We start from the raw sequence: 13,646 nt of genomic DNA on the forward strand, positions 1-13,646 counted from the left end.
TAAGACTTCATATACATATAAGAGGTGAATGGTAAATGCATAAGCTTGAAAAGGATATAAACGATCTTACGAAGAATATACTTGCCGATTTTGAGGGCAGCAGGACGATAGATGAGGTCAAAGCATACGACCATCCTGATAATGAAATAATCGTAAACATTATTGAGTCTCTGAGACGTATCATCTTTCCCGGATACTTCCGCAACAAGAGCTACAGAGTCTACACAGTCAGAAATAACATTTCCATGATACTTGAGGACGTCATCTTCAAGCTTATCAAGCAGATATCCATCGTGCTCAGATACGATGAGAAGTATGTTATGCTTGGGGATGAGGAGATAACTGACAATGCAGAGCGTATAACCTTTGAGTTCCTCAATAAGCTGCCTAAGATAAGAGAGCTTATCGAGACAGATGTGCAGGCGGCATATGACGGTGACCCTGCTGCATATAATAAGGATGAGATAATCTATTCCTATCCCGGTCTTTATGCGATACTGGTCAATCGTCTTGCCCATGAGCTGTTTCTGCTCGGAGTGCCTCTTATACCTCGTGTTATGACAGAGCACGCCCACAGCAAAACCGGAATTGATATCCATCCGGGAGCTACGATAGGCAGATACTTCTTTATAGACCACGGAACTGGTATAGTAATTGGTGAGACAACGGAGATAGGGGACAATGTCAAGGTTTATCAGGGGGTTACTCTCGGTGCCCTTTCAACAAGAGGCGGACAGTCGCTCAGAAACAAAAAGCGCCATCCTACTATTGAAGACAATGTTACGATCTACTCGGGAGCATCTATTCTCGGAGGCGAAACGGTAGTCGGCAAAGATGCGGTCATAGGCGGTAACGCATTTATAACGCGATCTGTACCTGCCGGCGCAAAGGTAAGCATAAAAAATCAGGAGCTCAGATATAATTTTGATTCTCCTGTTGATCAGGTGAAAAAAGCTGATCTTGATCCCGAGGAAAGCTGGTTCTATATTATCTGACATGAAAAGCTGCGATATATAGCCTTATATCGCAGCGAAAAAAATTTTTGAAGAAATTTTCAAAAAAGGGTTGACAAATCCAAAATGTCGTGGTATAATATTAAAGTCGTCGGAACTGATAACCGATGAACGGAAGAAAAAGTGGGGGTTTAGCTCAGCTGGGAGAGCATCTGCCTTACAAGCAGAGGGTCACAGGTTCGAGCCCTGTAGTCCCCACCAATTCTTTGGCCTCGTAGTTCAGTTGGTTAGAACGCCTGCCTGTCACGCAGGAGGTCGACAGTTCGAGTCTGTTCGGGGTCGCCATTATGCGGATTTAGCTCATCTGGTAGAGCGCCACCTTGCCAAGGTGGAGGTAGCGAGTTCGAGCCTCGTAATCCGCTCCAAAGACGGCGCTATAGCCAAGTGGTAAGGCGTGGGTCTGCAACACCCTGATCCCCAGTTCAAATCTGGGTGGCGCCTCCAGAAGCACTTGCGATTGCAGGTGCTTTTTTTAGTTTACAAGCGTTTCTCATAATATGAGAAGCGCTATTTTTATGATATAATGAACGTAAAACGTTCATTATAATTAATTTAAAAGCCCTTGCAGATGCGCTGATAAGCTCCATGCAAATCGGGCAAAAATATCATAATGCTTCGCTTTTATGATATTTTTGTGAATTAGTCTGTGTTCAAAAATGTTAATTTTGTTTAAATCGCAAATTGAATTATCTGTAAATTTGTGATAAAATAATAAAAATAAAATATTTAGGGGGAATTGTCATGGATAAGATCAAATTCAGGCGTTTTCTTAGTGTGTTCACTTCGCTTTGCATAGTCGGAGCGGTTCCTATCGTGACTCACAGAAACAAGCCTGATGACAATGGGGCACAGGCTGTTACAGATAAGAACAGAGCAGAGCTGCTCGGTATTGACAATGAGAATGAGTATTTTCTCGGCGCTGCTTCACAATTCTCGGTTTTTTTGCATGATGACTTTTCAGCACACGGTTCTGACTGCGAAGGAAGACTTGCAGCAGGCGGAAATGCCAATATGGGCGATCCAGTATCGTATTCCGTTGGCGCCAAGCTCGAAGAGGGAACAAAGGCTGCACAGATAGTTGTCGGCGGCGATACCCTTCAGAATTTTCAGCCGGATGAAAAGCGATTTGTTGTTGGCTCGGAAGGAACTATCAGCGAAGAGATAAAGCATTTTGCCGATGAGAATCAGTGCGAGATATATGTTGGTAAGCTTATTGATTTCGATAAGGAGTTCGAGCTTCTTCGCGAGAGAAGCAAGTATCTTACGGAGCTTGAACCAAATGCTAACCTTGGTGTAGACCGCTACTATGAAAAAGGCTGGACTATAACTGGCAACGATGAAAATCTTAATATAGTAAATCTTGATGAAGCTCAGGCAAAGACCTTCAATGACGGATATATACAGATGGATGTCTATATTCCCGAAGGATCTTATCTTGTTATTAATGTTCCGGGTGACGATGTGAAGCTTCCGCTTACAAACCTGAGATTATATAACGACAAGGGTGAGTTTCTCCGGGATTCGGGAGAGAATATGCCTGTTCTCTATAATCTAAAGGATGCTACGAAGTTCAAGTATACGGGTTCGATCCAAGGCTCGACACTTGCTCCAGATGCAGACGGAAGCGGTGACGAAGGCGGTCACGTCGCAGGTGCTACTATTGCGAAATCCTTTGACGGTGGAATACAGTTCGGTTACTCGGCGTTTAATCCTAAGATGTTGAGCAGTACCGAAGTGACAAATACAACGACGACTACATCGACTTCAACTACAACCACCACATCAACAACTACTACGACTTCAACTACCACTACCACATCAACAAGCACTTCCACTACCACAACAACGACTACCACAACTACAACAACCACAACAACTACCACGACTACGACAACAACCACCACTACAACCACTACAACCACTACAACCACTACCACGACTACAACCACGACAACAACAACCACAACAACTACTACCACAACAACGACTACCACAACAACGACGACCACAACAACGACAACCACGACAACCACAACTACTACCACAACTACGACAACCACAACAACCACAACAACAACCTCGACTACAACAACCACAACTGCTACCACAACTACGACTACATCAACGTCAACAACTACAACCACAACATCAACATCTTCGACTACCACTTCGGCATCGTCAACTTTGACGAATACGACAACTTCGGCTAAGTCGACAACGACAGCCGCAAAGACAACGTCCAAGAACGATTCGCCTAAAACAGGTGATAGCAGCGCTTATGGCGCGCTCTCTGTCCTCGGAGCGGCGGCAGCTGTGTTCGTTGTTTCAATGAAACGAAGAAATAAATAATTACTGAAAGGCACCTTCGGGTGCCTTTTATTTGTTGGTAACATTTTTATTTCTCAATACGGTATATTTTTTGTAAAAACCTCTTGAATATTTTCACAGAATATTATATAATATTTATTGTATGGGCTTTTTGCCCATATGACGTGACTTTTAAGTTTTTGCACAATTATTTACGGCTTATTGCCGAATAGATACTGAGGAGAATCATATGAAAAAACTTAACGGTATAAAGCTGAAACACCGTAAAAATACGGAAAACAGCTCTACTGTCGTGTTTCCTGTGCCGGGCAAGGTCAGGATACCAATGTCGATGACTATGGGAGCACCGTGCCAGCCTTTGGTCAAGGTGGGCGATGAAGTAAAAGTCGGACAGAAAATAGGGGATACGGACGCAGCTTTCAGTGCTCCTGTTCATTCAGGAGTTTCGGGAAAGGTAACAGCCATAACCGACTATCGCAACGCCATGGGCGTAGTCTGTAAGATGGTGGAGATAGAGACCGACGGCGCACAGACCGTATCTGATGAGGTCAAGCCTCCTGTTGTCACTGACAAGGAGAGCTTTATCAAAGCTGTCCGCGAGAGCGGCGCCTGCGGACTTGGAGGTGCAGGTTTCCCGACACATATAAAGCTCAATCCTAAGGCGGAGATAGATACTCTTATCATCAACGCCGCCGAATGTGAGCCATATATAACGGCGGATTACCGCGAGATGATGGAAAATCCCGAGGATATCATAAACGGTATCAATATGCTTAAAACTCAGCTGGGTATCAAAAGAGCCAAGCTTGCTATTGAGGCAAACAAACCCGAGGCTATAAAGAACTTCACGGCTATGGCTGAGAATGATGATACTATTGATATCATCACTCTGCCTTCATCGTATCCTCAGGGCGCCGAGAAGGTCATTATCTATAACTCCACGGGCAGGATAGTTAATGAAGGAGAGCTTCCTGCTGACTCGGGAGTTATCGTTATAAACGTATCAACTATCGCATTTCTCTACCGCTATATGCAGACAGGTATGCCTCTTGTTACCCGCAGGCTTACTATTGACGGGAATGCTGTCGGTGAGCCAAAAAACGTTCAGGCTGTCATAGGCACATCATTCAGGGAGCTGCTGGAATTCTGCAAGGCGGATATCGACTCTATAAAGAAGCTGATCGCAGGCGGTCCTATGATGGGAATGAGCGTACCTGATATAGATATGCCCGTTGTCAAGACCTCCAATGCTTTGCTTGCTATCAACCATTATGATGAGCGCAGGACCTCGAACTGTATACGCTGCGGAAGATGTGTCAGGGTCTGTCCTCTGGGACTGATGCCCGCAGACATAGACAGAGCGTACAAAATTCGCAACATCGAGGAGCTGAAGCAGCTTAAAGTGCTGCTGTGTATGAACTGCGGAAGCTGTACATACGTCTGTCCTGCCAACAGGAAGCTGGCGGAGACCAATCAGCTTGCAAAATCGCTCATACCAAGAAAGTAAGGAGGCGGAGAGACAATGAACAAGCTTATCGTTTCGCCGTCACCACACGACGAAAACTATGTTAAAACTTCAACAATAATGCTGAACGTTATAATCGCGCTTCTTCCTGCATGGGGAGCTGCGATATATTTCTTCGGGCTTCGCGTTATACCGCTGACTGCGGTCTGTATCGGAAGCTGTATATTCTTCGAATACATATGCAGACTGCTGATGAAGCGCGACAACACTATCACTGACCTTTCTGCGGTGGTAACAGGACTGATTCTTGCAATGAATTTACCTGTGACACTGCCGTACTGGATGGCTGTAATAGGTTCTTTTGTTGCTATTGTCATCGTAAAGCAGCTTTTCGGCGGATTGGGACAGAATTTTGCAAATCCAGCCATTACTGCCCGTATTGTGCTGATGGTCAGCTTTCCTGCGGCTATGACGCATTGGGTTCTTCCTCTCGGTGAGAAGGTTGATGCCGTATCAGCTGCAACACCTCTTGTACTGAAAGGTATGACTTCTGATAAGCTTAATGAGATAGGTCAGAGCGTTCCGAGCTATCTTGATCTTTTCCTCGGAAAGACAGGAGGCTGCCTCGGAGAGGTATCGGCGCTGGCGCTTCTTATCGGCGGACTTTACCTTGCTGCAAGAAAAATAATATCACTTGCTGCACCTGTTTCGTTTATCGGAATCTTATTCCTGCTCAGCTGGATATCCGGCGAGGACCCACTTTATCAGATACTGGCAGGCGGAGTCTTCCTCGGAGCATTTTTTATGGCTACTGACTACGCCACAACTCCCATAACCACAAAGGGCAAGATAGTATTTGGTCTTGGATGCGGAATCATTACCTTTATCATAAGGCACTTCGGCTCATATCCCGAGGGCGTTTCATTCTCGATTCTTCTTATGAATGTTCTTACTCCGTATATAGAGCAGCTAACAAGAACTAAGATACTTGGTGCAAAGGAGGCTGAGAAAAATGAAGGATAAAGTCAAGCCTACTCTTGTACTCACGGTAATATGCGTTATCGCATCGCTTTTACTCGTATTTGCCTATGAGCTTACAAAGGATCGTATCGCTGAGCAGAAGGATCAGAAGTTCAGCAGCAGTGTTGAGGCGCTTTTCGGCAAGACCGAGTGCCGTATCGTTGATCTGAAGTGTAAGTATGACGAGGTAGAGACTATTGCCGTTACTCCCGATAAAAAGACTGTTGTTCAGGTCTGTACCGACGGATATTCCAAGGATGGTATAAATATCCTTGTTGGCATAGATGAGCAGGGCGCTGTTTCAGGCATAGAATTCGTTTCTCTCGGCGAGACACCCGGTCTCGGCTCCAAGGTCAGAGATGAATCTGATTTTCGTAAGCAATTCTACGGACTTACAGCTCCCTCGGAGTCCTTTGATGCAGTAAGCGGTGCAACTTTTTCGTCCAAAGGAATGAAGCACGCAGTCGATACTGCACTAAATGCATATAACGAAAACAAGGAGGCGATACTCGGTGGCTGAAAATAAGAATTCACTTGTAAAAGAGCTTACAAAGGGCATTGTCAAGGAAAACCCGACGCTTGTAATGCTGCTGGGTATGTGCCCAACACTTGCCGTGACTACTCAGGCTATGAACGGCATAGGCATGGGTCTTGCTACAACATTCGTACTTCTTGGCTCAAATATTGTAATATCTGCACTCAGAAAGGTCATTCCCGATAAAGTGCGTATCCCCGCGTTCATTGTTATCATAGCAAGCTTTGTAACGCTGATAGGCTTTCTGCTGGAGGGATTCGTGCCCAGCCTTTATGACAGCCTCGGCATTTATCTTACACTTATCACCGTAAACTGTATAATCTTCGGCAGAGCCGAGATGTTTGCAAGCAAGAACGGTGTCGTGGCATCAGCTCTTGATGCCATTGGCATGGGAATAGGCTTTACAATAGCCCTGTTCCTTATGGGTTCCATAAGAGAGATAATCGGTGCAGGGCAGTGGATGGGACTGACTATACCGGTTATCCATGATGATCCCATGCTGCTGTTCATTATGCCTGCGGGAGGATTTTTCACTCTCGGAATGATAATCGCAGCAGTAAACAAGCTTTCTAAGAAAAAGCCTCCCAAGGAGATAAGCTGTGAAGGCTGTCCAAATGCGGAAGCCTGCGGAAAGGCAGGTGACTGTCAGTGAAGACGATCATAGTGATACTTCTGTCTGCGATGCTGACAGATAACTTTGTTCTTTCAAAATTCATGGGAATCTGCCCGTTCCTCGGTGTTTCAAAAAAGCTTGACAGTGCTGCCGGAATGGGAGTCGCTGTAACCTTTGTCATGATATGTGCCACTATCGTTACATATCCGATACATCACGGTATTCTTGTTCCCAACGGACTTGAATACTTGGATACGGTAGTATTTATTCTTGTTATAGCGCTGTTCGTTCAGCTGGTCGAGAACTTTCTGAAGAAATGTGTTCCGTCGCTGTACAGCTCACTGGGCGTGTATCTGCCGCTTATAACCACAAACTGTGCGGTTCTTGGTGTTACTGTACTGAATATTGATAACGGTTTCAGCTTCGGTCAGTCAATTATTAATGCTCTCGGCGGCGGACTCGGCTTCATGCTTGCACTTGTGATATTCTCAGGTGTACGCAAAAAACTTGAATATGCTGATATTCCCGAGACATTCAAGGGGGTCCCTGCGACTCTCATAGCTGCTTCCATCGTTTCCGTAAGCTTTATGGGCTTTGCGGGACTGTTCAACTAAGGAGGTGGGGAAATGACTACATATCTTATCCCTGCACTTATACTCGGAGGCTGCGGAATACTTGCAGGAGTACTTCTTACCATTGCTGCAAAGGTCTTTCACGTTGAAGTGGATGAAAGGATAGAAAAAATAGGCGAAGCACTTCCACAGGCGAACTGTGGAGCCTGCGGATTTGCAGGCTGTGCCGATTATGCTGCTGCAATTGTCCAGAAAGGCGCTGCAACTAATCTGTGCCGTCCCGGCGGCGCGGATGCGGCTGGAAAAATAGCAGCTATACTTGGCACTGCCGCTGCGGAAGTCGTTCCTATGACAGCGATAGTTCATTGCAGCGGAGACTGTAATGCAACTTCTCAGGCATTCCTTTTTGACGGAGTACAGTCATGTAAAGCTGTAAAGCGCTTTTACGGCGGAAATGGAATGTGCAAATACGGCTGTATCGGTCTTGGAGACTGTGTGAACGAATGCGAGCATGACGCTATAAAGGTAGTAAACGGAGTAGCCAAGGTCATACCCGCGCTTTGCGGCGCTTGCGGACAGTGTGCTGCTGTCTGTCCGAATCAGCTGATCTCTATCAAGCCTGTTTCAAAGCATATAGATGTGCTTTGCTCATCGGGAGACAACGGCAAGGCGACAAAGCTTGTGTGCAAAAACGGCTGTATCGGCTGCAAGATATGCGAGAAGAAATGTCCTAATGAAGCAATCATGGTCAATAATTTCCACGCTTCCATCGATTACAGCAAGTGTACAAACTGCGGAGCCTGCATGGCAGCCTGTCCTGCAAAGGTCATCCACAGCTGTGAGGTAAAATCATAAAGAAAAAGCCGCCTGTCGAGGCGGCTTTCGTTTATTCTGCTTCTTTTGAGAGCTTGTAAAGATCAAGAACAATATCTTTATCCCTGCAATGTATTGTCAGAGTGGAGCCCTCTCCGATATTTGCAATGGGAGCGCTCCAGACCATGCCGTTTTCTTCGCACAGTTCATTGATATCCTGCCTGAACGGAAGACAGGGGCGGAAGCCTAATGTTGCAGAGACTTTATCTCCGGAATATCTCTGGTCGATATCTCTTTTCATTGCTGTGAGCGGGTTATCGGCGTAAATGGATACCCTTAAATAGCCGCCGGGATAAAGAGTGCCTGTTGCGGGGACAGGGGCTCCGCTGTCGTCAAGGAGCTTCTCACCGTCAACATATACTGTATTTTCAAATGTATCAAGTTTGAAATCCGCATCTTTGGGCACAAGTAACTCCTTCCGCCGGTTATTGACGTCGTCAAAATAGCTATAAACGGAGTCCGTCGTATACGAGGAAACGCTGTAAGATACCTTGTCGGAGCTTACAAGCAGTGGATTAGCACACAAAAGTTCATACGCGATTGTAAGAAGAATAAAAGCAGATACAAAAGCAGTGAATAATACCTTTGTTATGCGTAACTTACGCTTAACTTTCTTCATTGGCTCTATTTCTGTGATGTAATCAGCGACTTTAATATCGCCTTCATTCATGTCTTCATATATTCTGTTACAGTTTTGGCAACCTTTGAGGTGCTTTGCAACTTCTTCCTTGCTCACATCGGATAAAGCATTATCAATGTATAGGGGGAGAAGGTCTCTGATTATTTCACATCTCATGTCATTACTCCTTTCTCAGTTTCTGTTTGGCTCTATAGTATGTAACTCTTGCCCAGCTTGCGCTCTTTCCGAAGAGCTGTCCTATTTCTTCAAAGGTGAGAGCGCCTGTTGCTTTGAGAAGAATTATCTCCTTTTCACGCTCGGGAAGTTCGTGTATCTGGCGTATGACATACATTTTTGTGTCAGAGCTTTCTATCAGGTCGTCAGGCGGAATGACACTGATATCAAGCTCGTTGAGATCAGCTTCCTTATGAGATGAGGGATGATACTTTCGTCTTCTTATCTCTTTCAGCCACAGAAACTGTGCTATCCGGCAAAGCCAGGTACATACTGAGCAATCGCCCTTAAAACGGCCGAGAGATTTGATCGCCTGACAGAAAGTCTCCTGAGTAAGGTCCTGAGCTGTGTCAGGTTCACGGCAGATACTAAGAAGATATGCGTAGACTTTTTGTCCGTAATTATTATAGTATTCTTCGATCTCTTTGTTCAACGCTCTCCCTCCTCACCATTTATTCAGAAGCTTCTGTATTATAGTACCCCGAGAGTATAAAACGTTACAAAAAAAGCTTCCCAGATTTGGGAAGCTTTCTGAAGTGCGGATAACAGGAGTTGAACCTGCATGAACTTGCGTTCACATGGACCTGAGGGTGAGGTTACGTTGGTGAAAGTATTTAGCATTCTTTTAATAATTCAAACTGCTTGTGAGATGTAGAAAACTCATCCCAAGCAACAGAATCTATAAGTTCTTTCATCGTTGTAAAAATTCTATCAGGACTAAAGACAGATAAAGAAATGCCTAATTCAGCTTTGATTTTTTCTCGGCGTTTAGTTAAATATGTATCTGATTCGAAATTATTAACAAATTCTTTTGATTTTTCAATAACATATTGTTTATCTTCATTTTGTTCAGAAATTGCATCCATCATAAACGTTTCCAAGGCTCCTATTTCATCAAGAGGCACTAAAAGATACAACATTTGTATTTTTGACTCGGAAAAGTCATTAGGGAACGTATTTATTTCCCATTTGTTCTTTGAAAGAATAATATCTTCGCTTTTTTTACCGATAAAACTGGAAATATCTTTTTTAAGCACGTTAATTCGTTCTATTTCTGCATCTTCAACATCGTCATGATCTGTAATTATAGCTATTCTTTCAACAACGTGTTCATGTTTTTCTCTTTCAATTATTTCCTTTATTGCATCACTAAAAGAATGCCCACCAATTTGCCATATACCTTTTATATTATTACTATCGACGTTATACCAACTGATATTTTCTTTTGGAAATGGATTATTAGAATCGTTAGAATACTTTTTATCGTATATCCATTTATATACTTTTTCCATATAACATCCTATCAATGCTTGGTCAGTTTCGCCTTCACAAAGAATTAAACTATAACTCATTTTATCTCAACTCCAGATTAAAATTATTACGACTTTTCAAAGCTTCATTGGCAGACATAGTTCTAACTTTTAATCCATCATGAAAATCTTTTATTGTTATTACTTTTATATTGTTTATTTCATTTGAATTATAGCATGCGTTTAAAAAACAATCCAAATACTCAATATTGTGAGTTGTAATAAATAATTGTACATTATTCTTGATTGCATTTTTTACAAGATTTGATGAAAACTCTTGTTGTGCGGAATGATGAAAACCTGCATCGATTTCGTCTATACAAATTATAGAGTTTTTGTATAACGATAAACAACCAAGAATATAGAACCATCGTTGGATGCCATCACCATATGCATACATGGGAAGTACTCCACTCTCTTTAATTACACTAATTGGTGATTGAGTTCCATCTGGATATGGAATCAAATCAAAACCAATTATTTCTGGAAAAACTTTATTAATCTCTGTAGTCACTTCTTCAAGCAATCTTTCTCTTTTTAAAGATGCATATATCTGAACATTTTCCAAAACTGCACTATGTGATAAGATATCAATGAATTTTGCATTATGAAAAGACGTAACTACTGGAACATTCGCAATTGGAAGTGTTATATTTGTAGTAATGGCATTATCTTTATCATTATTATGGCATATTTTCCATTTTGCAATAGTTGTTTGTTGTAATTGAAAAAGACTTGGAACACCTTGTGAAACTTGGGGAACGTCTGTTGAAAATGCACCGTTGTTATGAACACTTACCAAATTAGATGAATTTTTGTATGAAGTATCATACTCACTTAATAATTCTGATGGGTATATTGTGTGTACAAAACATTCATTTTTATCATTGTATTTACCGTCAAAAGACATTTCCAAAGGTACAGTTTTTCTATCATTTACAGTTGCCATTATTTCTTCCATAATCCAATAAGGTTGCATTATACTTGCATATCTGCCTCTTGCTAAAGGTATGCTTAGAAGTGGAATAACATTTTGTCCACAGGCCCATGCATATATCGATTCTAAAATCGAGGTTTTTCCAATATTGTTATCTCCAAGTATAAAATTAATCTGTCCAAATCCATCTATTTTAAAATCTTTATACTTTCTAAAGCCTTTAATTCTAATGCTTTCTAACATTGCGACTCCTCCGTTATATTTAGTCTTCTTAAGTTAAAATAATAGATTATAAAAGATCATAACACAACTGATAAAATGACAAGTACAATAATACTATTATATTATACAATATTTATATTAAAAGTGCAAGTATATTTTCATTTTTATTTTAATTGTTCCTATTTGTTGATGAAATATACTTATCTGAACAAAGCCAAATGAAATAAGCATTTATCCAATACTTAATTTCACTGTCCCAGACGTGCTCATACAGCTTTTCAAGAGCCTTGTTTATCTTCTTGTCAACAGCATTTCTTGTAACCATGAGCATATCGGCGATGTCTGAAACAGGCATCTTATCATAGCCAAATATCCCTAAGTAGCAGCCGAGAATGTGCTGCTGCTCTGTGGTCAGCTTGTCATATTCCGCTCTCACCATATTGTCAACAATACTGTTAAGGTACAAAGTCAGGCCCTCATGGTATATATCAATGATTTCTACTATTCCATTGTCATCACCATCAAGGTAACGACGGTAGCGATCCGCATCGTTCCCCATTTAATTTCCTCCTTCTTGTGATGTGGCATATATGCTTTCAATATATTAATCGCACGAACTCCTGATTTTTCGCATTGATTTTCAAAAGATTTTCGATTTATGATAATTTACTTTATTATAGACGATTATAAGCCAAAAAGCAATAAAGGAGATGCTTCTACTATGAAACATCTCCTTTATACTGATATGTTATTATCGAATTTGATTCTGCTTGTTGCTTGGGGTTACATAATGGTTATTTGACATTAGCATTACTCTACACACCCCAAAGCTCTGCTTATCACGTTCAAGTAAGGTGTCAGGGAACAAATTGAGCCATTTGTGACTGAAACTGGTATTTCCGAAGTAAGCATCAAAGTTGGAAACAGGCAGAATAACATAGTCCGAATCATCGGGCTTGTTGACGATGCAGTAAGCGATGACTGTCTCTGCCACTTCATACGGCAGACCTTCAGGCAGAAGCGCCTGTATACGCTCTTTTTCATCATCAGAGAAGGAAAAAGTCTTATCCGCCAGCGGTCCGAGCTCCAAAGCGTCCGCCAATACATCATCAAACCGCAGCACCCACGCACCTTTGGTCTCGGGCGAGTAGAGCGATACCTGATACTGCTTCACCTTATCTCTCCAAGCAGCATCAAAACCGGTTTTCAGCGGCTCAGCGTTGGAGAGAGTGGTCTTGCTCATATTTTCGCTGTTCTTGGTGATAAACTTTTCGACCTTGTGAACGTGTCTGTAAAACCAGCCTTTTCCCGTCTTATCCACCAATTCGGGGAATTCCTCATGCAGATTGCTGAAATCAGTCCTGAACTGCCACTCCTCCTTCGGAGCGGCAGTTTTTTTGTCGGGAATACTGCACCACGCACACAGAGCTCGCCGTGCAAAGTTCACATCGGGAGCACCATTTCTGAACATATATCCGCGGGCAATTATAGTCAGCACACGGCTCAGACCTGTGAAGTCCTTCATCATTTCAAAGCTGAAACGGCCGAGGAAGGAAAGGTCACGTTTTCCGCTACACTTGTAAACAGGCTTGCCCGTGTAAGCCTTGAATTCTTCAATCTCGTTCAGCATTATTTCTCCCTCCTGACGTGCTTTTCGATCCTGTCATACAGCAGGTCGAAGAGCACTTTTCTTTTGCCCAGAGCAACTATGTACCTGACTGCTTCATCAGGCTTCATTACTGCTTCAATCAGCTTTTGGCACTCCTCTGCAACCGCATCACGGTAGTACACATTCACGGATTTATTGAGGTAAGCCTCCATAAGCCGCATGAACTCAGGCGAATCACCGTCACGGATAAGCCGTTTCCTGTCAGTGCGGTTATTATCATCGTCAATGTCAGCTAT

General features: G+C 42.8%; 15 protein-coding genes and 4 tRNA genes. 12 read left to right on the top strand and 7 right to left on the bottom strand.

Annotated elements, in window-relative coordinates; all coding sequences use genetic code 11:
- Window positions 1-35 precede the first annotated feature (35 nt).
- The 12 genes from epsC to DSZ37_RS14380 all read left to right on the top strand — a co-directional run bounded on the left by epsC (window position 36) and on the right by DSZ37_RS14380 (window position 8,401).
- Window positions 36-995, top strand: a complete 960-nt coding sequence (epsC, locus tag DSZ37_RS14325) for a serine O-acetyltransferase EpsC (RefSeq protein WP_109727572.1) — start codon at window positions 36-38, stop codon at window positions 993-995.
- 143 nt (window positions 996-1,138) lie between these two features.
- A tRNA-Val gene (locus DSZ37_RS14330) sits at window positions 1,139-1,214 on the top strand.
- Between the two features lie 7 nt (window positions 1,215-1,221).
- Window positions 1,222-1,298 (top strand) — tRNA-Asp (locus tag DSZ37_RS14335).
- A 4-nt stretch (window positions 1,299-1,302) separates the two neighbouring features.
- A tRNA-Gly gene (locus DSZ37_RS14340) sits at window positions 1,303-1,378 on the top strand.
- A gap of 5 nt (window positions 1,379-1,383) precedes the next feature.
- A tRNA-Cys gene (locus DSZ37_RS14345) sits at window positions 1,384-1,457 on the top strand.
- 297 nt (window positions 1,458-1,754) lie between these two features.
- The gene (locus DSZ37_RS14350) at window positions 1,755-3,362 is read left to right on the top strand and encodes a choice-of-anchor A family protein (RefSeq protein WP_109727573.1); all 1,608 of its coding nucleotides are present in this window, start codon (window positions 1,755-1,757) and stop codon (window positions 3,360-3,362) included.
- Between the two features lie 208 nt (window positions 3,363-3,570).
- Window positions 3,571-4,848, top strand: coding sequence for an electron transport complex subunit RsxC (rsxC, locus tag DSZ37_RS14355; protein ID WP_109727574.1), 1,278 nt, complete (start codon window positions 3,571-3,573; stop codon window positions 4,846-4,848).
- 15 nt (window positions 4,849-4,863) lie between these two features.
- Window positions 4,864-5,829, top strand: coding sequence for an RnfABCDGE type electron transport complex subunit D (locus DSZ37_RS14360; RefSeq protein WP_109727575.1), 966 nt, complete (start codon window positions 4,864-4,866; stop codon window positions 5,827-5,829).
- Complete coding sequence (locus DSZ37_RS14365) at window positions 5,819-6,346, top strand: FMN-binding protein (RefSeq protein WP_109727576.1); 528 nt, start codon at window positions 5,819-5,821, stop codon at window positions 6,344-6,346. Before DSZ37_RS14360 ends, DSZ37_RS14365 begins: the two co-directional genes overlap by 11 nt.
- Window positions 6,339-7,013, top strand: a complete 675-nt coding sequence (gene rsxE / locus DSZ37_RS14370) for an electron transport complex subunit RsxE (RefSeq protein WP_109727577.1) — start codon at window positions 6,339-6,341, stop codon at window positions 7,011-7,013. Before DSZ37_RS14365 ends, rsxE begins: the two co-directional genes overlap by 8 nt.
- The gene (locus DSZ37_RS14375) at window positions 7,010-7,588 is read left to right on the top strand and encodes an electron transport complex protein RnfA (protein WP_109727578.1); all 579 of its coding nucleotides are present in this window, start codon (window positions 7,010-7,012) and stop codon (window positions 7,586-7,588) included. The genes rsxE and DSZ37_RS14375 overlap by 4 nt, the downstream gene beginning before the upstream one ends.
- Before the next feature lie 12 nt (window positions 7,589-7,600).
- A complete protein-coding gene (locus DSZ37_RS14380) occupies window positions 7,601-8,401 on the top strand; it encodes an RnfABCDGE type electron transport complex subunit B (protein ID WP_109727579.1) in 801 nt (266 codons plus the stop codon).
- A 31-nt stretch (window positions 8,402-8,432) separates the two neighbouring features.
- Here the strand turns inward: DSZ37_RS14380 and DSZ37_RS14385 are convergent, their stop codons facing one another.
- The 7 genes from DSZ37_RS14385 to DSZ37_RS14415 all read right to left on the bottom strand — a co-directional run.
- Window positions 8,433-9,215, bottom strand: coding sequence for a zf-HC2 domain-containing protein (locus tag DSZ37_RS14385; RefSeq protein WP_109727580.1), 783 nt, complete (start codon window positions 9,213-9,215; stop codon window positions 8,433-8,435).
- A gap of 4 nt (window positions 9,216-9,219) precedes the next feature.
- Window positions 9,220-9,705: an RNA polymerase sigma factor gene (locus DSZ37_RS14390; RefSeq protein WP_109727581.1), complete on the bottom strand. Its 486-nt coding sequence runs from the start codon at window positions 9,703-9,705 to the stop codon at window positions 9,220-9,222.
- Window positions 9,706-9,886: 181 nt separating this feature from the next.
- Entirely contained in the window at window positions 9,887-10,624 is a 738-nt protein-coding gene (locus DSZ37_RS14395; protein WP_109727582.1) for a DUF3226 domain-containing protein, read from the bottom strand.
- 1 nt (window position 10,625) lies between these two features.
- A complete protein-coding gene (locus tag DSZ37_RS14400; RefSeq protein ID WP_109727583.1) occupies window positions 10,626-11,762 on the bottom strand; it encodes an AAA family ATPase in 1,137 nt (378 codons plus the stop codon).
- Between the two features lie 148 nt (window positions 11,763-11,910).
- On the bottom strand, window positions 11,911-12,300 hold the full coding sequence (locus DSZ37_RS14405) for a sigma factor-like helix-turn-helix DNA-binding protein (RefSeq protein ID WP_109727584.1): 390 nt from the start codon (window positions 12,298-12,300) through the stop codon (window positions 11,911-11,913).
- Between the two features lie 192 nt (window positions 12,301-12,492).
- Window positions 12,493-13,371, bottom strand: a complete 879-nt coding sequence (locus DSZ37_RS14410; protein ID WP_109727585.1) for a hypothetical protein — start codon at window positions 13,369-13,371, stop codon at window positions 12,493-12,495.
- Window positions 13,371-13,646, bottom strand: a 276-nt coding sequence (locus DSZ37_RS14415; protein WP_146198198.1) for a hypothetical protein, incomplete at its 5' end; no start/stop codon positions are given. The genes DSZ37_RS14410 and DSZ37_RS14415, both read right to left, overlap by 1 nt.

It is taken from the genome of Ruminococcus flavefaciens (assembly GCF_900116855.1).
Classification (GTDB): Bacteria; Bacillota; Clostridia; order Oscillospirales; family Ruminococcaceae; genus Ruminococcus; species Ruminococcus flavefaciens_R.

What these genes read in the sequence shown, in the direction of transcription:
- epsC (WP_109727572.1), top strand. Translation starts at nt 36, where the DNA reads ATGCATAAGCTTGAAAAGGATATAAACGATCTTACGAAGAATATACTT.
- DSZ37_RS14350 (WP_109727573.1), top strand. Translation starts at nt 1,755, where the DNA reads ATGGATAAGATCAAATTCAGGCGTTTTCTTAGTGTGTTCACTTCGCTT.
- rsxC (WP_109727574.1), top strand. Translation starts at nt 3,571, where the DNA reads ATGAAAAAACTTAACGGTATAAAGCTGAAACACCGTAAAAATACGGAA.
- DSZ37_RS14360 (WP_109727575.1), top strand. Translation starts at nt 4,864, where the DNA reads ATGAACAAGCTTATCGTTTCGCCGTCACCACACGACGAAAACTATGTT.
- DSZ37_RS14365 (WP_109727576.1), top strand. Translation starts at nt 5,819, where the DNA reads ATGAAGGATAAAGTCAAGCCTACTCTTGTACTCACGGTAATATGCGTT.
- DSZ37_RS14380 (WP_109727579.1), top strand. Translation starts at nt 7,601, where the DNA reads ATGACTACATATCTTATCCCTGCACTTATACTCGGAGGCTGCGGAATA.
- DSZ37_RS14385 (WP_109727580.1), bottom strand. Translation starts at nt 9,215, where the DNA reads ATGAGATGTGAAATAATCAGAGACCTTCTCCCCCTATACATTGATAAT.
- DSZ37_RS14395 (WP_109727582.1), bottom strand. Translation starts at nt 10,624, where the DNA reads ATGAGTTATAGTTTAATTCTTTGTGAAGGCGAAACTGACCAAGCATTG.
- DSZ37_RS14400 (WP_109727583.1), bottom strand. Translation starts at nt 11,762, where the DNA reads ATGTTAGAAAGCATTAGAATTAAAGGCTTTAGAAAGTATAAAGATTTT.
- DSZ37_RS14405 (WP_109727584.1), bottom strand. Translation starts at nt 12,300, where the DNA reads ATGGGGAACGATGCGGATCGCTACCGTCGTTACCTTGATGGTGATGAC.
- DSZ37_RS14410 (WP_109727585.1), bottom strand. Translation starts at nt 13,371, where the DNA reads ATGCTGAACGAGATTGAAGAATTCAAGGCTTACACGGGCAAGCCTGTT.